We start from the raw sequence: 18,814 nt of genomic DNA on the forward strand, positions 1-18,814 counted from the left end.
GGCCCGACCCGCGTGACACTGCCCTGAGTGGGTTGCGCGCCCGGAATGCACCTTTTCAACCCACGTGTGCGCCCTGTTTGCCGCAAACAGGGCGCACACGTCGGTCTGCATGCAGCACACAGGGCGCGCAACCCGGCGGCGGGTAGCGGTGGCGGGAAAACGGTGGCGGGTAGGGGTGGTGGGCGGGCCAGGATGCGGGAGGGTCAGCCCTCGGCGTCGGCCCAGCCCAGCGTCCGCTCGACCGCATCGCGCCAGCGGGCCATCAGTCGCTCCCGCTCCTCCTCGGGCATCTCCGGCGACCAGCGGTGGTCCTCCCGCCACAGCTCACGCAGCCGGTCGATCGAGTCCCAGGTGCCCACGGCCAGGCCGGCCGCGAACGCCGCGCCCAGGGCCGTGGTCTCGGTGACCTCGGGGCGCACCACGTCCACGCCCAGCAGGTCGGCCTGGAACTGCATGAGGTACCCGTTGCCGACCATCCCGCCGTCCACCCGCAGCGAGCCGGCGGCCTCGCCCGCGTCCGCGCACATGGCGTCGACCATCTCGCGGGTCTGGAACGCCGTCGCCTCCAGCGCCGCACGCGCCATGTGGGCCTTCGTGTGGAAGCGCGTCAGACCCACCAGCGCGCCCCGGGCGTCCGGACGCCAGTGCGGGGCCAGCAGACCCGAGAAGGCGGGGACCAGATAGCAGTCACCGTTGTCCTCCAGTGACATGGCGAGCCCTTCCGTCTCGGCCGCGGTCGAGATGATCCCGAGGTTGTCGCGCAGCCACTGGACCAACGATCCGGCCATCGCGACCGAGCCCTCCAGCGCGTAGACCGGGTCGGCGTCACCGAGCTGGTAGGCCACGGTGGTGAGCAGCCCGTTGTCGCTGGCCTGGGGCGTCGTGCCGGTGTTCAGCAACAGGAACGCGCCGGTCCCGTACGTGTTCTTGGTGTCGCCGGGCTCGAAGCAGGTCTGACCGAACAGCGCCGCCTGCTGATCGCCGAGGATCCCCGAGATGGGCGTCCCGCCGAACATCCGGCGTTTGGTGACGCGCCCCAGCACACCGGACGAGGGCACGATCTCCGGGAGCATCGCCAGGGGAATGCCGATCTCGCGGCAGATCTCCTCGCTCCACTGCATGGTCCCCAGGTCCATGAGCAGAGTACGGGACGCGTTGGTGACATCCGTGACGTGCAGGGCGGCCTCGCCGTCGTCGTCACCACGCCGCCCACCCGTGAGGTTCCACACCACCCACGAATCCATGGTGCCCGCCAGCAGTTCCCCCGCCTCGGCCCGCTCCGTCCCGCGCTCGCCCCGCTCGTCCAGGTGGTCCAGGATCCAGCGGATCTTGGGGCCCGCGAAGTAGGTCGACAGCGGCAACCCGGTCGTCTCCCGGAAACGATCGGCGCCCGCCGGATGACCCTCGGCCAGGCGCGCGCAGATCCCCGACGTGCGCGTGTCCTGCCACACGATCGCGTTGTACACCGGCTTCCCGGTGGCCTTATCCCACACCACCACGGTCTCGCGCTGGTTGGTGATACCGATCGCCCGCACCGACGCCGGCTCGAGATCGGCGTCCCCGGCCACGTGCCCCATCGCGGTCCGCACGTTGGACCAGATCTCCATGGGGTCGTGCTCGACCCAGCCCGCGCGCGGCAGGATCTGCGAGTGCTCGATCTGCGCGGTGGCGGTGGCGACAGGCAGGCCCTTCTCGTCGAACAGGATCGCCCGCGTCGAGGTGGTGCCCTGGTCGATGGCCAGAATGTAGGTGTTGCGACTCACATCCCTGAGACTACGTCCGCGCGGGCGTAGAGTCGGCCTCGACCGGCCGGAACACCTCACCCCGGCCGTGGAGGGAGACCCCATGCCCACGATCAGGTCCCGGTCCGTCCTCGGCCCCGAACGCCGAGCCGAGGCGTGGCGCAGGCTTTCCGAGGAGACGTTCGACGTGGTGATAGTCGGCGGCGGCGTCGTGGGAACCGGCAGCGCCGTGGACGCGGCCACGCGCGGACTGAACGTCGCGATGGTCGAGGCCCGGGACTTCGCCGCGGGGACCTCCTCGCGCAGCTCCAAGATGTTCCACGGCGGCCTGCGCTACCTCGAGCAGCTCGACTTCGGACTCGTCGCGGAGGCACTGCACGAGCGCGAACTCAGCATGACCCGACTCGCCCCGCACCTGGTCACCCCACTGAAGTTCCTGTTCCCGCTGACCCGCCGCTTCTGGGAACGCCCCTACATGGCCGCCGGCTTCGTCCTCTACGACGTCATGGGCGGCGCCAAGAGCGTGCCCCCGCAGAAGCACTACAGCCGCGCCGGCGCGCACCGCATCGCCCCCGGCCTGCGCGAGGACGTGGTGGTCGGCGGTATCCGCTACTGGGACACCCTCGTAGACGACGCCCGGCACACCCTCACCCTGGCCCGTACCGCCGCGCGGCACGGGGCGGTCGTGTCCAACTCGACCCAGGTGATCGGATACCTGCGCGATGGCGAGCGGGTCACCGGGGTGCGGGTCAGGGATGCCGAGACGGGCGCGGAGACCGACGTGCGCGCCGGGGTCGTGCTCAACGCCGCCGGCGTGTGGACCGACCAGCTGCAGCGCATGCTCGGGGAGGAGGGCGGCTTCACCGTCCGCGCGTCCAAGGGTGTGCACATCGTCGTGGACCGCGACAAGGTCGACTCGGAGGCCGCGCTGATCCTGCGCACCGAGAAGTCCGTGCTGTTCATCATCCCGTGGGGCGAGTACTGGATCATCGGCACCACGGACACCGACTGGCAACTCGACCTCGCACACCCGGCGGCCACGAGCGCGGACATCGAGTACATCCTCGGCCACGTCAACTCCGTGCTCACCGAACCGATCACCCGCGAGGACGTGCGCGGCGTGTACGCGGGGCTGCGGCCGCTGTTGTCCGGCGGCGCCGACTCCACCGCCAAGCTGTCCCGGGAGCACGCGGTCATGACGGTCGCCCCGGGCGCCGTGGTGGTGGCCGGCGGCAAGTACACCACCTATCGGGTGATGGCCGCCGACGCCGTGGACGCCGCGGTGGCCGAGATGGGGGAGCGGGCCGAGGAGGTGCCGTCGTCGACGACCGAGCGGATCCCGCTCATGGGCGCCGACGGCTACCCGGCGATGGTCAACCGCGCGGACCGGATCGCGGACGACTACGAGATCCGTGAGGAACAGGTCGAGCACCTGCTGGGCCGGTACGGGACCCTCACCGAGGAGGTGCTGGAGATGGCCGCCGACCGTCCCGAGCTCCTCGAGCCGCTCGCCGGGGCGGAGCGGTATCTGCGCGTCGAGGTGGTCTACGCGGCGGCCGCGGAGGCGGCGCTGCATCTGGAGGACGTCCTGGTGCGGCGCACCCGCATCTCCATGGAGTACCAGCACGGCGGTGTCGCCTGCGCGCGCGAGGCCGCCGAACTCATGGCCGGGGTCCTCGGCTGGGATGCCGGCCGGGTCGAGCGTGAGGTGGGCCTGTTCGAACAGCGGATCGCCGCGGAGGAGGCGAGCCAGGTCACCGAGTCCGACGACGAGGCCGACCGATTTCTGCGCAACGTGCCCGAGGTCCGCGAGTTCCTCACGGACACCTCGTTCGATCCGGCGGTCGCGGAGCCGGTGGTGGCCGGGTCGGTGGCCGCCGACTGACAGCCACGCGGTCGATACTGCTGCGCTGCGGCAAGCGCCTGAAATACGAGAATCCGCTACTCGCGCGCGGGTAGCGGATTCTCGTGGGCGCCGGGTCAGGCGGGGGCGACGACGCCGGCCGGCAGGGCCGGCGCCGTCAGCGGATCACTTGATCTCGCAGAGCACCGTGCCCTGGGTCACGGCGGCGCCGGCTTCGACGGACAGGTCGGTGATGACACCGTCCTTGTGCGCGGTGACCGGGTTCTCCATCTTCATCGCCTCGAGCACGGCGACCATCTCGCCGGCCTTGACCTCCTGGCCCTCCTCGACGGCCACCTTGACGACGGTGCCCTGCATGGGAGCCGACACGGCGTCACCGGACGCGGCGGCACCGGCAGCGCCGCCACGGGTGCGGGACTTGGCCTTGCGGCGGACCGTGCCACCGTTGTGCGAGCCACCGAAGGCGAGGTCACCGGGCAGTGAGACCTCGACGCGACGGCCGTCCACCTCGACGACGACCTTCTTGCGCTCCACGGGCTCGTCCTCGTCAGCCGGGGCACCGGTCGGCGTCCACGGCTCGATCGGGTTGTCCCACTCCTCTTCGATCCACTTGGTGTAGACGTCGAAGCTCTTGCCGTCACCGACGAACGCCGGGTTGGCGACGATATGGGCGTGGAACGGCACGACCGTGGCCATGCCCTCGATCTTGTACTCGGCCAGGGCGCGGGCCGAGCGGGCGAGCGCCTGGTCGCGGTCCTCGCCCCACACGATCAGCTTGGCGAGCATGGAGTCGAACTGGCCACCGATGGTGTCACCCTGCTCGACGCCGGAGTCCATGCGGACGCCCGGTCCGGCTGGCTCCTCGTAGGTGGTGATGGTGCCGGGGGCGGGCAGGAAGCCACGGCCGGCGTCCTCACCGTTGATCCGGAACTCGAACGCGTGACCGCGGGGCTTCGGGTCCTCGGTGAACTCGAGCACCTCGCCCTCGGCGATCTTGAACTGCTGCAGCACCAGGTCGATGCCGGCGGTCTCCTCGGTGATGGGGTGCTCCACCTGGAGGCGGGTGTTGACCTCGAGGAACGAGATGGTGTCGCCCTGGACCATGTACTCGACGGTGCCGGCGCCGTAGTAGCCGGCCTCCTTGCAGATGCGCTTGGCGGACTCGTGGATCCGGCTGCGCTGGTCGTCGGTGAGGAACGGCGCGGGGGCCTCCTCGACGAGCTTCTGGAACCGGCGCTGCAGGGTGCAGTCGCGGGTACCGGCCACGACGACGTTGCCGTGCTGGTCGGCGAGGACCTGGGCCTCGACGTGGCGGGCCTTGTCGAGGTACTGCTCGACGAAGCACTCGCCGCGGCCGAAGGCGGCGACGGCCTCACGGGTGGCCGACTCGAAGAGCTCGGCGACCTCCTCCATCTTGTGCGCGACCTTCATGCCGCGACCGCCGCCACCGAAGGCGGCCTTGATGGCGATGGGCAGACCGTACTGCTCGGCGAACTTGACGACCTCGTCGGCACCTGCGACGGGGTCCTTGGTGCCGGCGGCCATGGGAGCCTCGGCGCGCTCGGCGATGTGGCGCGCGGTGACCTTGTCACCGAGGTCGCGGATGGCGTGCGGCGGCGGGCCGATCCAGATCAGACCGGCGTCGATGACGGCCTGCGCGAAGTCGGCGTTCTCGGAGAGGAAGCCGTAGCCGGGGTGGATCGCGTCGGCGCCGGACTTGGCCGCGGCGTCGAGGATCTTGTCGAACACGAGGTACGACTCGGCGGACGTGGTGCCGCCGAGCGCGAATGCCTCATCCGCCAGCTTGACGAACAGTGCGTCGGCGTCGGGCTCGGCGTATACGGCCACGCTGGCCAGACCGGCGTCCTTCGCCGCACGGATCACACGGACGGCGATCTCGCCGCGGTTGGCGACGAGGACCTTCGTGATATGAGAGCTGGCATGACTGGGCACTCAGGGCCTCCTGGTGATGGACGTCTGAAACGACGGTGTCCCCGATGGGCCCACCGATATTCCTTCGCAGTCTAATGAGAGGCCTCCCTCATGTGTGGTGTTGGGGGTCACCGGGTGCGATGGCGGGGGAGGGGCCGTGAATCCGCTATCGCCCTGACCTGCGGCGCGGCCGATGCGGCGTCGATCTCACGGCCGCAACTCGGGCCGCCAGAGGCTGTGCGCGTGCATCCCGGCGTCCTCGAGGAGCCGCCGCAGCAGCGGGAGGCTGAGCCCGATGACGCTCGACGGGTCGCCGTCGATGCGGTCGATGAACCAGCCACCGAGCGACTCGATCGTGAACGCCCCCGCGCACTCGAGAGGTTCGCCCGTGCGGAGGTAAACGTCGAGGTCCGCGTCGGAGGGTGCGCCGAAATGGACCGTGGTGTCCGAGGTGTCCGCGCCGGTGTAGGTGACGACGACAACGCCGTCGTCGTCGTCACCTACACCGGGAGCAGCCCCGCCGCCGAGGTCGGCGACCAGCATCGCGTGTCCGGTGAGCAGCACCCCGTGCCGGCCGCGCATCCGGCGCCACCTCTCCATAGCGCGTTCGTAGGTGTGCGGCTTTCCCTCGAGCTGGCCGTCGACCAACAGCATCGAATCGCAACCCACCACGACCAGTGAGGTGGCCCCGGCGGCGCGGGCCTCGGCGGCGAGCGCCGCGCCCTCGCGGTCCATGACGTCCTTCGCCTTGGCCCGGGCCAACTCCTCCACCACGCGGACGTGCGGCGTGCCCGGGGGGAGGGAGGCCTGGAGGGCGTCCTCGTCGACGCGGGAGGGCCGGACGACCGGATCCACCCCGGCCTGCTCGAGGATCCGCAGGCGGGACGGGGAGGCGGAGGCCAGGACGAAGGAGATCATGGGCTCAGCGTAGCGAGCCGCTCACTCACGCGGCAGGAGCATCGTGACGGTCAGCGTGGTGGGTTCGAGGGCCCGCACCCGGTGACGCAGCTTGGGCGTGAGGTGCAGGATCTCGCCCGGCTGCAGCCGGATCGTGCGATCGGGGAGTCCGAAGTCCACCCGGCCCCGCAGGATCTGGATGAGCACCGGGTGGAACGCCGCGTGGTCAGGCAGTTCCTGGCCCTCACCGAACTCGAACGCGACGATCTTGGTGGTCTCGTCCCGGTGGACGATCGAGGCCCCGGGACGTTCGGCCGCGGGGTCGGCCCGGCCGATCACGTCCGTGTGGTGCGTCGCGGTGCCCTCGTCCGTTCCCGCGCGGCGACCGTGCTCGCGATCCTCGCGGCCGGGGTCGCGGGGGGCCGCGACGCTGTCGGCCGTGCCGGGTGCCGGGGCGGCGTCTTCCGTGGTCATGTCAGGTCCTCCTCGGGGCCGGATATGTGCCAGCCTACTGCCGAGTGGGGGCCCGGAAACGGCGTCGGCCCCGGCCTACCTTGTGGGGGAGGCCGGGGCCGCGGCGTGGACCGGTGGGTCCTATCTCACCGTCTGACCGTCAGTACTGCCGGCGGTTGAGGAATGAGCTCGGGTTGTAGCCGAACGGTGGCCGGAGACGGTCCTCGTAGGAGCCCCAGTCGTTCTTGATCCCGTTGTCGCTCTCGCCCGCGTGCGCGGCGTTGCCCTCGGCGGTCGCGAAGACCGCCGCGAGGATGCCCACCTCGACCGCGGACGGGTTGCCACCGACGACCTCGAAGAACGGCTTCTCCTGTTTGGCGGCGTCGCCCGTGTCGGCCGTGCTCTGCTCGCCGGTCACAGCGGGATGTTCCCGTGCTTCTTGGCGGGCACCTCGACGACCTTGCGGTCGAGCAGGCGCAGCGCCTGGGCCACCTGGAGGCGGGTGTGCGACGGCGGGATGACCGCGTCGACGTACCCGCGCTCGGCGGCGACGTACGGGTTGACGAGGGTGTCCTCGTACTCGGCCTGCAGCTTCAGGCGCAGTGCGTCGACGTCCTCACCGTTCGCCGCGGCCTCCTTGAGCTGCGGGCGGTAGACGAAGCCGACGGCGCCGGAGGCGCCCATGACGGCGATCTCGGCGGTGGGCCAGGCCAGGTTGATGTCCGCGCCCATGTGCTTGGAGCCCATGACGTCGTACGCGCCGCCGTAGGCCTTACGGGTGATGACGGTGACCTTGCCGACCGTCGCCTCGCCGTAGGCGTAGAGCAGCTTGGCGCCGCGACGGATGATGCCGTCGAACTCCTGGCCGGTGCCGGGAAGGAAGCCCGGGACGTCGACCAGGGTGAGGATCGGGACGTTGAAGGCGTCGCAGGTGCGGACGAAGCGCGCGGCCTTCTCGGAGGCCTTGATGTCGAGGCAGCCCGCGAACTGGGTGGGCTGATTGGCGACGATGCCGACGCTGCGGCCCTCGACGCGACCGAAGCCGACGATGACGTTCATCGCGTACTGGCCCTGGACCTCGAGGAACTCGGCGTCGTCCACGATGTGGCCGATGACCTCGTGCATGTCGTACGGGCTGTTCGACGAGTCCGGGATGATCGTGTCGAGCTCGAGGTCCTCGGGGGTGAGGTTGTCCTCGATCGCGCCCTCGGCGACCGGGAACGGGAAGCGCGGCGCCTCGGCCCGGTTGTTGCTCGGCAGGTACGAGAGCAGGTCCTTGACGTAGTCGAGGGCGTCCTGCTCGTCGGCGGCGGTGTAGTGGGACACGCCGGACTTGGTCATGTGCGTGTTGGCACCGCCGAGCTCCTCCTGCGTGACCTCCTCGCCGGTGACCGTCTTGATGACATCCGGGCCCGTGACGAACATCTGCGAGGTCTTGTCGACCATCACGGTGAAGTCGGTGAGGGCGGGGGAGTAGACGTGGCCGCCGGCGGACGGGCCCATGATCAGGGAGATCTGCGGGATGACGCCGGAGGACAGGACGTTGCGGTGGAAGATCTCGCCGTACAGGCCGAGCGAGACGACGCCCTCCTGGATACGGGCGCCGGCACCGTGGTTGATGCCGATCATCGGGCGGCCGGTCTTGAGCGCCAGGTCCATGACCTTGACGATCTTCTCGCCGTAGACCTCGCCGAGCGAGCCGCCGAAGACGGTGGCGTCCTGCGAGAAGATGCACACGGCGCGACCGTCGATGGTGCCGTAGCCGGTGATCACGCCGTCGCCCAGTGGGCGGCGCTCGGCCAGGCCGAAGGTGGTGGCGCGGTGACGGGCCAGCGCGTCGATCTCCACGAAGGAGCCCGGGTCGAGGAGATTCTCGATCCGCTCGCGGGCCGTCAGCAGGCCCTTGTCGTGGGTCCTGTCGATCGCGGCCTGTCCCATCGGGGCGCGGGCCTCGTCGAGGCGGCGCCGCAACTCGGACAGCTTCCCGGCGGTGGTGTGGATGTCGGGGGTCGCGGCGTCCGTGGGGACGTCGGCGCTCACGTCCGGTTCTGAGGCAGTCGTCATGTTGCAAGACTCTAACGAGTCATTCCCGTCCGTGGCGACGTGACCCGGCCTACATCCCCCGACAGGCGACCCCGCCGCCCTCCTGAGGGCGCCATTTCAGCCCCGGCGAGGAGCGTCTGACCGGGCACGGGGCGCGCGCGGGCGCGGGATGTCGTAGCGGCGACCTACATTGGAAGACGTGCATGCCGACCCCACAACCGTCACCCCGCCCAGGCTGGACGCCGCCGCGCTCCGCCACGCCCTGGTGGAGGTCGCCGGTGCGCCGTACACCTCTCTCGAGGTGGTGGACGAGATCGGTTCCACCAACGCCGAGCTGCTTGCGCGTGCGGCGGACGGGGCCCCGGACCGGAGTGTGCTGTTGGCCGAATACCAGGCCTCGGGCCGCGGTCGACTCGGTCGCGAGTGGACGGCCCCGCCCCGGACCCAGGTCGCCGTGAGCATCCTGCTGCGGCCCGGTGCCGTCACGCCCACGCTCTTCGGATGGCTGCCGTTGGTCACCGGCCTGGCCGTCCGGGACGGGCTGCGCGAGGCCGCCGGGGTGGACGCCACGCTCAAGTGGCCCAACGACGTCCTGATCGAGGGGCGCAAGCTGTCCGGCATCCTCGCGGAGATGACCACCGTGCCCGCGGCCGGGGATTTCCGGGTGCGGCTGCCCGCGGTCGTGGTGGGCGTCGGAATCAACATCTCGCTCACGCAGGACCAGCTCCCGGTCCCGCACGCCACCTCACTCACGCTCGCCGGGGGCTCGGCGGACCGGGACGCGATCGCCCGCGCCGTGCTGGAGGCGCTCGCGCTGCGTCACCAGCAGTGGCGTGAGTGCGAACGGGGCAGCGGTTCGACCATCTCGGACGAGCTCATGTCGACCTACACGGAGGCCTGCTCGACCATCGGGGCCGAGGTCCGCGTCGAGCTGCCAGGGGACATCGTCAGGACCGGACGGGCGGTGAGGGTGGACCGGGAGGGCCGGCTCGTCGTCGTCCCACACGAGGGCGGGACCTCCGGCGAGGAGTTCGCCGTCGCGGCCGGGGACGTCACCCACGTCCGCGGCACCGGCGGTCGGTGGGGCGGCTGACCCGTGGGGTTCGTCCGAACGGTCGTCGCGCCGGGGGAGGCGCTGATCGTCCACACCCACCCCCACTGGCGGCAGCTCATCCGACCCGCGCTGGTCGCCGTCGTCGCCGCCGGGCTGGCCGGGATCGCCGGCGGGTTCATCGAAGTGCAGATGCCGGACCCGTCCGACCGCAGCGTCACCTGGGCCATGGTCGCGGTGATGTACCTGCTCGTCGTGCTGCGACTGGCGCTGTGGCCGGCGGTCCGCTGGGCGCGCACAGACCTGATCGTCACCGACGAACGAGTGCTCTACCGGCCGGCCGGCTCGTCGCGAAAGTGCGTCGACGTGCCCCTGCGGCGCATCAGCGCGGTCCGGTTCCGGCACACCCTCAGCGACCGCGCGATGGGCACCGGCTGTCTGATCCTCGAGCTCGGACACCTGCCGCCGGTGGAGATCGAGGACGTTCCCGAGGTGGCCCGGGTCCACGCCGCCGTGTACGACGAACTCCTCCGGCTCCCGCCCCCGCCGCCGCCCACTCCGCTCGCCCCGGAGCCCCGGTTTCGCTGGGGGCTCCCGGGGCGTAGGTGAGGGCCCTACTCCACGTGAGACGATGAACGGCGTGAACGACGACTCGCGCATCCGCCGCAATCCGCTCGGTACCCCAGTCGTGGCGATGATCGGCGGCGGGCAGCTGGCCCGCATGACCCATCAGTCCGCCGTGGCCCTCGGCCAGACCCTGCGCGTCCTCGCCGCGGACCCGCTGGATCCGGCCGCCCAGGTCACCCCCGACGTGGTGATCGGCGCCCACGACGACCCGGACGCGGTGCGCACCGCGGCCGAGGGCGCCGACGTGATGACCTTCGACCACGAGCACGTCCCACCGCAGATCCTGCTCGCGCTCGAGGCGGACGGCATCGCCGTTCGGCCCCGCGCCTCCGCGCTCATCCACGCGCAGGACAAGCTCGTGATGCGTAACGCGCTCGCGGAGATCGGCGCGCCCGTGCCCGCCTTCGCCGGTATCGACTCCCTCGACGACGTGCGGCGGTTCCACGGCGAGCAGGAAGGGCGGATCGTCCTCAAGGCGGCGCGCGGCGGATATGACGGTCGCGGGGTGTGGATGCCCGACTCACTCGAGGAAGCCGAGCGCATCGCCGCCGAGCAACTCGAGGCCGGCGTGCCGATGATGGCGGAAGCCCGCGTGCCGTGGACCCGCGAGCTGTCCGCGATGGTGGCGCGCTCGCCGTTCGGGCAGGGCGCCGTGTGGCCGGTCGTGGAGACCGTGCAGCGGGACGGCATCTGCGCTGTGGTCGTCGCGCCGGCCCCCGGGCTACCCGACGACCTGCGCTCCGCGGTGCAGGCCACCGCGCTGCGCCTGGCCGAGCACCTCGACGTGACCGGGGTGATGGCGGTCGAGTTGTTCGAGGTCGTCGGGTCCGACGGTCGACCGGGCGTGCTGATCAACGAGCTGGCCATGCGTCCGCACAATTCCGGGCACTGGACCATGGACGGCGCCACGACCAGCCAGTTCGAGCAGCACCTGCGGGCCGTCCTCGACTACCCGCTCGGCTCCACCGTCCCCACCGCGCCCGTCACGGTGATGGCCAACGTGCTCGGCGCCGCCGAGACGCCCGAGATGAGCATGGACGAGCGCGTCCACCATCTCGGAGCCCGGTTCCCGCACGCCAAGGTGCACCTCTACGGCAAGTCCGAGCGACCCGGCCGCAAGATCGGCCACGTCAACGTCCTGGGCGATCCGGGGGTCGACCCGGACGACGCGGATCAGGTCGCGGCCGTGCGCTCGGTGGCCGAGCTCGCCGCGCACTGGCTCTCCCACGGGCGTTGGGCCGACGGCTGGGACCCCCACACGGGGGCGCCGGTCGCGGACTTCGAACGCTGATCCTGCACGCGCTCAGCGGAACACCACGGTGACACCACCTCGACGAAAGGCGACGACATGACCGCGCGACAGAGCGGGCCGCAGGTCGGTCTGATCATGGGCAGCGACTCCGACTGGCCCACCATGGAGGCCGCTGCCGAGGCGCTGGCCGAGTTCGGGATCCCCTTCGAGGTGGGGGTCGTCTCCGCCCATCGCACCCCGCAGAAGATGCTCGACTACGCGCAGTCGGCCGCCGGCCGCGGCATCAGGGTGATCATCGCCGGCGCCGGGGGAGCAGCGCACCTGCCGGGCATGGTGGCCTCGGCCACGCCGCTGCCGGTCATCGGCGTCCCGGTCCCGCTGAAGTACCTCGACGGCATGGACTCGCTGCTGTCGATCGTGCAGATGCCGGCGGGCGTGCCGGTCGCGACGGTGTCGATCGGCGGGGCGCGTAACGCGGGTCTGCTGGCCGTGCGCATCCTCGGGGCCTCCGACCCCGCTCTGCTCGGGCGCATGGAGGCCTTCCAGGCCGACCTCGAGGCGATGGTCGAGCGCAAGGACCAGGCGCTGCGCGACCGGCTCCTGGGCTGACGCCCACTCTCGGTTCCGCGATGCGGAACAAGCTGGCTTTCTCCGGCGGAAACTACAGTTAACCGCTGGTAACGTGGGCGCCTGGGTGCAGCCTGGGATCCCCGGGTCGCCATCGGTGCCGGCGAACGACGGACACCTCGGACGGCTCGGCTCGACGCCCGCTGCGCGACCAGCACCGACGATTCCCTCATGGAGGCCCGCACATGTCCGGCAACCCCGATTTCGACCTGTACCGCCCGGCGGAGGAGCACGAGGAGCTCCGGGCAGCGATCCGCGCTCTGGCAGAGAAGGAGATCGAGCCCCACGCCGCGGACGTCGACGAGCAGGAGCGGTTCCCCCAGGAGGCGCTCGACGCACTCAACGCCTCGGGCTTCAACGCCGTCCACGTTCCGGAGGAGTACGACGGCCAGGGCGCCGATTCCGTGGCCGCCTGCATCGTGATCGAGGAGGTCGCGCGTGTCTGTGGTTCGTCCTCGCTCATCCCGGCGGTCAACAAGCTCGGCACCATGGGTCTGATCCTGGCCGGCGACGACGCCCTCAAGAAGCAGGTCCTGCCCGAGATCGCCGGCGGCAAGATGGCCTCGTACGCGCTGTCGGAGCGTGAGGCCGGATCGGACGCCGCCGCCATGCGCACCCGCGCGAAGGCCGACGGCGACGACTGGGTCCTCAACGGCTCCAAGGCGTGGATCACCAACGGCGGCAAGTCGACCTGGTACACGGTCATGGCCGTGACGGACCCGGAGAAGGGCGCCAGCGGGATCTCGGCGTTCATGGTCAACGCGGCCGACGAGGGCTTCGGTGTCTCCAAGACCGAGAAGAAGCTCGGCATCAAGGGTTCGCCCACCGCCGAGCTGTACTTCGAGAACGTCCGGATCCCCGGTGACCGCATCATCGGTGAGCCGGGCTCCGGGTTCAAGACCGCCCTGCAGACGCTCGATCACACGCGCCCCACCATCGGTGCGCAGGCCGTCGGCATCGCCCAGGGCGCGCTGGATGCGGCGATCGCCTACACACAGGAGCGTAAGCAGTTCGGTCGCGCGATCTCGGACTTCCAGAACACCCAGTTCATGCTGGCCGACATGGCGATGAAGGTCGAGGCCGCCCGCCTGATGGTCTACACCGCGGCCGCCAACGCCGAGCGCGGCATCGCGCCCGGTGGTCAGAAGCTCGGCTTCCTGGCCGCCGCCTCCAAGACCTTCGCCTCGGACGTGGCGATGGAGGTCACCACCAACGCCGTGCAGCTCTTCGGCGGCGCCGGCTACACGCGGGACTTCCCGGTCGAGCGCATGATGCGCGACGCGAAGATCACCCAGATCTACGAGGGCACCAACCAGGTCTGCCGCATGGTCATGGCCCGCCAGGTCCTGAGCTGATCCCGGAGGCGTACGCGCCTCGCACACCCGCCCGCCCTGGAATCCGCTACTCGAGCGCCGGATCCGCTACCCGCATTCGGGTAGCGGATCGCGACGCAGGGTAGCGGCTTCCGGCATTTCGGGGCAGTGCGAGCGCGGCGGGCGACCTCAGCGGCGTGGAATCACCCGGCCGGGGCGGGGATCAGGGTCGCGGACGTCCGCCGGGTGGCCTCAGAGTGTCAGCGTGGTGCGTTCGGTGGCGGCCACGTCGGCGACGCCGTCGTCGTCGGCCCCGGCACCGGTGACCAGCACGGCGGTGCCACCGGAGGCGAAGACCCGGGCGAGCACCGACACGATGTCGGTGCGGTCCGGGCCGGGCACGAGGACGCGCGCAGCGAGCTCCGTGTCGACCAGATCGGCCAGGGCGGCGCCGTCGAGTGCGAGAGCGCCACCGCCGGAGGGGACGAACGCGTCGGGGTGGATGCGGCACGCCTCGGCGAGGTCGGTAACGCCGGGCGGCACGTCGACGCCGGCCGCCGCGAGCGGCCGCCCCATCGGGTCGGTGGTCATGAGGAGGGTCTCGAGGTCCGCGGGGTGGCGGTCGAGGCGGTCGGGGGTGGTGATGACGACGACGGCGTCGTCGGCGTCCCGCGTGCAGACCTCGGCACCCGCCCACCACGCTCCGAGCAGGACGCCGGCGGTCAGCCAGTGGGCCGGGAGGTCGCACACGATCCGTTCGCCCGGCATCACACCGATCTCGTCGCGGAGCAGTCCCGCGATCTTGGCCGCCCAGTTGGCGGTGGACGTGACCGACAGCTCGATCCGGGAGGGCGCCGCGAGGTCGTAGTGCGTGATCATCGGCGCCCCCGGATCGGCGGCGAGGAGCGGCTGGAAGACGGTGTCTGCGGCGGTGTTCACTCGGGGGCCTCCGGGGCTCGGCGGGTCAGTTGACGCAGGGGACGTCCGTTCCACCTGCATCGAAGGTGGGCCGCTGTGCGATCGACGGCGGCAGCGGGGCGTACGTGGTGGTGGCGGGGGAGGCGGACTCGATGCCCGCGGCCTCGCCGGTGGGGCCGCTGTAGTCCTCTGCCAGGACCACCCGGACCGCGCCCGCGGGGATGGCGGGGTCGACCTGGACGGGCAGTCCGCCGAGTGCGTCGGAGACGGCGAACGCGGCGGCGTCGCCGGCGGACGGGGCCGCGACGTGCGAGGTGTAGGCGGCGGCCGGGTCGGTCAGCAGCTCGCCCGGGGCGTAGCCGAGCTCGGCCAGCGATCCGGACACGCGCGAGGCCAGACCGTCGATGGCGGTGGTGTTGACGACGGCCACGGACACCTCGGCGGGGTCGAGGCCGGGGGGCACGGCCGCGGAGGTCTCCTCCTCCACGGCATCGTTCTCGCCCTCGCCGCTGGCGAATCCGGCCACGAACTCGGTGACCTGCTCCGGGTCGGCGGTGACGATGGACTCGCCCCACTCGGTGACCGAATCGATGCTGGTGACCGGGATGGTCTCGAAGCGGACGCTGCCGCCGCTGATGTCCTTGAGCTTGAGCGCGAAGTCCACGAAGTCCCAGTTCTCGTCGATCACGAACGAGCGGCGGGCGGCATCGATGAGCGCGCCGAGCTTGGTGGGGTCGGCGAGCGTACCGGCGGACAGGGTCTTCTTGACCAGCTGCGACATGAACGCCTGCTGGCGGACGATCCGGTCGAGGTCGCCCGCGGGAAGGTCGTGGCGCTGGCGGACGAAGCTCAGCGCATCCGACCCCGAGATCGTCTGGACGCCGGCGTGGAAGTTCGCGCCGGACAGCGGCTCGTCGACGTCGGTGTTCAGGCATACCGGGACCCCGCCGACCGCGTCGGTGAGCAGGACGAAGCCCAGCAGCCCGATCTCGGCGTAGTGGTCGGCCCGTACCCCGGTGAGATCCTCGACCGCGCTGATGAGGCCGTTCCGGCCGTCCTGGACCGCGGCGCGCTGGTCGTCCTCGGTGAGCGCGCCGTCCGGGTTCGAGGCCACGGCTTCGGCGAGCGAGGCCTCCTTGGAGGCCCCGTAAACGCCGTTGATCTTGCTCGGGCCGATCGTGCTGGTCTCCACGTACACATCGCGCGGGATGGAGATCGCGGTGGCGGAGCTGCCGTCCTCGGGGATGCGCACGAGCAGGATGGTGTCGGTGTTCTCGCCGTCCTCCTCGCCGGTCCGGATCGTGGCGAGCTCCTCCTGGCTCAGCGGGTTGCCCTGAGCGTCGGTCCGGTTGTCGGTGCCGACCAGCAGGATGTCGACGGCGCCGTCGAGACCACCGTCTCCCACCTCGAGCCCGCCGGCCGATGACAGGTCGGAGCTGAGGCCGTTGAACAGGGACCACCCGATACCGGTGACCACGAGGCAGAGGACCGCGACGATCGAGGCGACCGCCCGGGCGATGCGCGCGGGCACGGGGCTCGGGGGCGTGGCCCGCCGTCGGCCCTGCGCCCGGCCGGGGGCGCGACGGGGCGTCGCTGGCTGCTCGGCGCTCATCCACCGTCCTTGTCGTCGAGGTCGTAGATTCTGAGCGCGCCAGAAAGTCGGCGGCTCAAGATTTCCCCACGTTACCGCGCCGCGCGCCGGGCGTCGGAATCGGAGGCGCTCGCCGTAGGGTGTTTCGCGTGACGAGCCGACTACCCGTCGTGACGGTGACCTATTCTCCCGGCGACCATCTCCGCGCCTTCGTCGACACGTTGCCCGCTGCCACCGGGTGCCCTGTGGGGCTGGTGATGGCCGACAACGGGTCGACGGACGGTGCGCCCGAGGCGGTTGCCGCCGAGTACGACTTCGCCGAGTTCTTCCCGACCGGTGGGAACCTGGGATACGGGACAGCCATCAACCGCGCGGTGACGGAGATCTCCCGGCGCCCCGAGGAGTTCGACCAGGAGTTCGTCCTCGTCGTCAACCCGGACGTGACCTTCGAGCCCGGCTGCGTGGACGAGCTGTTGGCCGCCGTCCGGCGTTGGCCGCGCGGGGCGGCGTTCGGCCCGCGCATCGCCGAGACCGACGGTTCGGTTTACCCGTCGGCGCGGTCGGTGCCGACTCTGGGCGGCGGGATCGGGCACGCCGTGCTCGGTCCGGTGTGGCCGGGCAACCCGTGGACGTCGCGATATCTCGCCGATCAGGACATGTCGACGGAGCGGGCCGCCGGCTGGCTGTCCGGGTCGTGCCTGCTGCTTCGCCGGTCCGCCTTCGACGCCCTCGGCGGTTTCGACGAGCGCTACTTCATGTATCTGGAGGATGTCGACCTGGGGGATCGGCTCGGGCAGGCGGGCTGGCAGAACGTGTACGTGCCGTCGTCGGTCATCCACCACGACCAGGGGCACGCGGCGAAGTCCGTGCCGGAGTTCACGCTCCGCGCCCATCACCGCAGCGCCTACCTGTTCCAGGCGGACCGGCACCCACATGCATGGCAGGCGCCGATACGCTGGGCCCTCAAGGCGGGGCTGGAGCTCCGGTGCCGCCTCGCGATCCGATCCGCCGAGCGCGCCCTGCGCTAGCGGGCCGGACCTCAACGACACGAACCGGCCCGCCGGGACCGCAGCTGCGCGTCCCCGGGCCCACGACAGCGGGAGCAGACACGTGACCTCGACGATCTCCGGGAGCGCCGCGGACGACGACCTCATCGCGGACACCGAGGCGGTGGTGCTGGTGGGCGGCAAGGGGACCCGCCTGCGGCCCCTGACCATCTCGGCGCCCAAGCCGATGCTGCCCACCGCGGGCCTGCCGTTCCTCACGCACCTGCTCTCGCGGATCCGGGCCGCCGGCATCCGTCGCGTGGTGCTGGGCACCTCGTTCAAGGCAGAGGTCTTCGAGGAGCACTTCGGGGACGGCTCGGAACTCGACCTGGAGATCTCGTACGTGGTGGAGACCGAACCGCTGGGCACCGGCGGCGGTATCCGCAACGTGCTGGCCGAGCTCTCCGCGTCCACCGTCATGGTCTTCAACGGCGACGTCCTCGGTGGCACCGACCTGCGGCAGGTCCTCGACCTGCACCACGCCAAGAACGCCGACCTGACGATGCACCTGGTCCGTGTCTCCGACCCACGGGCGTTCGGTTGCGTCACCACCGACGACGACGGCCGGGTCCAGGAGTTCCTGGAGAAGACCCAGGATCCGCCGACCGACCAGATCAACGCCGGCTGCTACGTCTTCCGTCGCGAGATCATCGAGCAGATCCCGGAGGGGACCCCGGTCTCGGTCGAGCGCGAGACGTTCCCGCAGCTGCTCGCCGAGGACAAGCGCGTGTACGGCTTCGTCGACTCGGCCTACTGGCGCGACATGGGCACGCCCGAGGATTTCGTCCGCGGCTCGTCGGATCTGGTGCGCGGCATCGCGCCCTCGCCGGCGCTCGAGGGCCACGAGGGTGAGGCGCTCGTGCACGAGGGCGCCGGGATCGGTGCCGGGGCCGTGCTCGTCGGCGGGACCGTGGTGGGCCGTGGGGCGGAGATCGGCGCGGGAGCTCGGCTGGACGGCGCGGTCGTGTTCGACGGCGCCAAGATCGAGGCCGGAGCGACCGTCGAGCGCTCGATCATCGGGTTCGGTGCACGCATCGGTCATCGTGCGCTCGTCCGCGACGGAGTGATCGGTGACGGCGCCTCGGTGGGCGCCCGCTGCGAGCTCCTGCGCGGGGCCCGGGTGTGGCCGGGTGTGGAGATCCCGGACGGCGGGATCCGGTACTCGACCGACATGTGATCGAGCCGTCCGGCCAGCCTCGCCAGTCAACCCTGTCCGCCCGGCCAGCCCTGTCTGCCCGGCCAGCCCGGCCAGCCCCGCCCACGCCGCCTATCGGATAGCGCGCCACCTACCGGATTGCGCAGGTGGCGAGACATTGCATAGGCGGCGTGGGGCTCGGTCGGAGGCTGGCCACACGCCGGGTTCGCCGCCCACGCCGCCCACGCCGCCTACGCCGCCGGCCTGCCCCGCCCACGCCGCCTATCGGATAGCGCGCCACCTACCGGATTGCGCAGGTGGCG

16 protein-coding genes are annotated in these 18,814 nt (G+C 71.1%); 8 read left to right on the forward strand and 8 right to left on the reverse strand.

Annotated features, from left to right (window positions below):
* Positions 1–203 precede the first annotated feature (203 nt).
* Complete coding sequence (gene glpK, locus ACWGLC_RS06960) at positions 204–1,763, reverse strand: glycerol kinase GlpK (RefSeq protein WP_452099204.1); 1,560 nt, start codon at positions 1,761–1,763, stop codon at positions 204–206.
* Positions 1,764–1,845: 82 nt separating this feature from the next.
* On the opposite strand from glpK, the gene ACWGLC_RS06965 reads away from it, so the two are divergent.
* A complete protein-coding gene (locus tag ACWGLC_RS06965; RefSeq protein ID WP_452099205.1) occupies positions 1,846–3,627 on the forward strand; it encodes a glycerol-3-phosphate dehydrogenase/oxidase in 1,782 nt (593 codons plus the stop codon).
* A 144-nt stretch (positions 3,628–3,771) separates the two neighbouring features.
* Here the strand turns inward: ACWGLC_RS06965 and ACWGLC_RS06970 are convergent, their stop codons facing one another.
* The 5 genes from ACWGLC_RS06970 to ACWGLC_RS06990 form a co-directional block, all read right to left on the reverse strand.
* Complete coding sequence (locus ACWGLC_RS06970; RefSeq protein ID WP_452099206.1) at positions 3,772–5,559, reverse strand: acetyl/propionyl/methylcrotonyl-CoA carboxylase subunit alpha; 1,788 nt, start codon at positions 5,557–5,559, stop codon at positions 3,772–3,774.
* A 186-nt stretch (positions 5,560–5,745) separates the two neighbouring features.
* Entirely contained in the window at positions 5,746–6,456 is a 711-nt protein-coding gene (locus ACWGLC_RS06975; RefSeq protein WP_452099208.1) for a Maf family protein, read from the reverse strand.
* 21 nt (positions 6,457–6,477) lie between these two features.
* Complete coding sequence (locus ACWGLC_RS06980; protein ID WP_452099209.1) at positions 6,478–6,909, reverse strand: cupin domain-containing protein; 432 nt, start codon at positions 6,907–6,909, stop codon at positions 6,478–6,480.
* A 139-nt stretch (positions 6,910–7,048) separates the two neighbouring features.
* Positions 7,049–7,306, reverse strand: a complete 258-nt coding sequence (locus ACWGLC_RS06985) for an acyl-CoA carboxylase subunit epsilon (protein WP_452099210.1) — start codon at positions 7,304–7,306, stop codon at positions 7,049–7,051.
* Positions 7,303–8,952: an acyl-CoA carboxylase subunit beta gene (locus ACWGLC_RS06990; RefSeq protein ID WP_230930239.1), complete on the reverse strand. Its 1,650-nt coding sequence runs from the start codon at positions 8,950–8,952 to the stop codon at positions 7,303–7,305. The genes ACWGLC_RS06985 and ACWGLC_RS06990 overlap by 4 nt, the downstream gene beginning before the upstream one ends.
* A 178-nt stretch (positions 8,953–9,130) precedes the next feature.
* Here ACWGLC_RS06990 and ACWGLC_RS06995 point away from each other — a divergent pair, with 178 nt between their 5' ends.
* From ACWGLC_RS06995 to ACWGLC_RS07015, 5 genes are all read left to right on the forward strand, one after another.
* A complete protein-coding gene (locus tag ACWGLC_RS06995) occupies positions 9,131–10,024 on the forward strand; it encodes a biotin--[acetyl-CoA-carboxylase] ligase (RefSeq protein ID WP_452099211.1) in 894 nt (297 codons plus the stop codon).
* Positions 10,025–10,027: 3 nt separating this feature from the next.
* The gene (locus ACWGLC_RS07000; protein WP_452099212.1) at positions 10,028–10,591 is read left to right on the forward strand and encodes a PH domain-containing protein; all 564 of its coding nucleotides are present in this window, start codon (positions 10,028–10,030) and stop codon (positions 10,589–10,591) included.
* A gap of 22 nt (positions 10,592–10,613) precedes the next feature.
* The gene (locus ACWGLC_RS07005; protein ID WP_452099213.1) at positions 10,614–11,900 is read left to right on the forward strand and encodes a 5-(carboxyamino)imidazole ribonucleotide synthase; all 1,287 of its coding nucleotides are present in this window, start codon (positions 10,614–10,616) and stop codon (positions 11,898–11,900) included.
* A gap of 57 nt (positions 11,901–11,957) precedes the next feature.
* On the forward strand, positions 11,958–12,470 hold the full coding sequence (purE, locus tag ACWGLC_RS07010) for a 5-(carboxyamino)imidazole ribonucleotide mutase (protein WP_452099214.1): 513 nt from the start codon (positions 11,958–11,960) through the stop codon (positions 12,468–12,470).
* Between the two features lie 203 nt (positions 12,471–12,673).
* A complete protein-coding gene (locus ACWGLC_RS07015) occupies positions 12,674–13,843 on the forward strand; it encodes an acyl-CoA dehydrogenase family protein (RefSeq protein WP_452099215.1) in 1,170 nt (389 codons plus the stop codon).
* Between the two features lie 210 nt (positions 13,844–14,053).
* On the opposite strand, the gene ACWGLC_RS07020 is transcribed toward ACWGLC_RS07015, so the two are convergent.
* Together ACWGLC_RS07020 and ACWGLC_RS07025 are read right to left on the reverse strand one after the other, a co-directional pair.
* Positions 14,054–14,740, reverse strand: coding sequence for a TIGR03089 family protein (locus tag ACWGLC_RS07020; protein ID WP_452099216.1), 687 nt, complete (start codon positions 14,738–14,740; stop codon positions 14,054–14,056).
* Positions 14,741–14,765: 25 nt separating this feature from the next.
* Positions 14,766–16,331 carry an LCP family protein gene (locus tag ACWGLC_RS07025; protein WP_452099217.1) on the reverse strand — a complete coding sequence of 522 codons (1,566 nt, stop codon included), beginning with the start codon at positions 16,329–16,331 and terminating at the stop codon, positions 14,766–14,768.
* A 128-nt stretch (positions 16,332–16,459) separates the two neighbouring features.
* Between ACWGLC_RS07025 and ACWGLC_RS07030 the strand changes: the two genes are divergently transcribed.
* Both ACWGLC_RS07030 and ACWGLC_RS07035 read left to right on the forward strand, forming a co-directional pair.
* Positions 16,460–17,338 carry a glycosyltransferase family 2 protein gene (locus tag ACWGLC_RS07030; RefSeq protein ID WP_452099218.1) on the forward strand — a complete coding sequence of 293 codons (879 nt, stop codon included), beginning with the start codon at positions 16,460–16,462 and terminating at the stop codon, positions 17,336–17,338.
* Between the two features lie 82 nt (positions 17,339–17,420).
* Entirely contained in the window at positions 17,421–18,533 is a 1,113-nt protein-coding gene (locus ACWGLC_RS07035) for a sugar phosphate nucleotidyltransferase (RefSeq protein ID WP_452099219.1), read from the forward strand.
* Positions 18,534–18,814: the final 281 nt, after the last annotated feature.

It is taken from the genome of Dietzia sp. NPDC055877, assembly GCF_053615975.1.

What these genes read in the sequence shown, in the direction of transcription:
- ACWGLC_RS07005 (WP_452099213.1), top strand. Translation starts at nt 10,614, where the DNA reads ATGAACGGCGTGAACGACGACTCGCGCATCCGCCGCAATCCGCTCGGT.
- ACWGLC_RS06975 (WP_452099208.1), bottom strand. Translation starts at nt 6,456, where the DNA reads ATGATCTCCTTCGTCCTGGCCTCCGCCTCCCCGTCCCGCCTGCGGATC.
- ACWGLC_RS07015 (WP_452099215.1), top strand. Translation starts at nt 12,674, where the DNA reads ATGTCCGGCAACCCCGATTTCGACCTGTACCGCCCGGCGGAGGAGCAC.
- ACWGLC_RS06965 (WP_452099205.1), top strand. Translation starts at nt 1,846, where the DNA reads ATGCCCACGATCAGGTCCCGGTCCGTCCTCGGCCCCGAACGCCGAGCC.
- purE (WP_452099214.1), top strand. Translation starts at nt 11,958, where the DNA reads ATGACCGCGCGACAGAGCGGGCCGCAGGTCGGTCTGATCATGGGCAGC.
- ACWGLC_RS06990 (WP_230930239.1), bottom strand. Translation starts at nt 8,952, where the DNA reads ATGACGACTGCCTCAGAACCGGACGTGAGCGCCGACGTCCCCACGGAC.
- ACWGLC_RS07025 (WP_452099217.1), bottom strand. Translation starts at nt 16,331, where the DNA reads ATGAGCGCCGAGCAGCCAGCGACGCCCCGTCGCGCCCCCGGCCGGGCG.
- ACWGLC_RS06980 (WP_452099209.1), bottom strand. Translation starts at nt 6,909, where the DNA reads ATGACCACGGAAGACGCCGCCCCGGCACCCGGCACGGCCGACAGCGTC.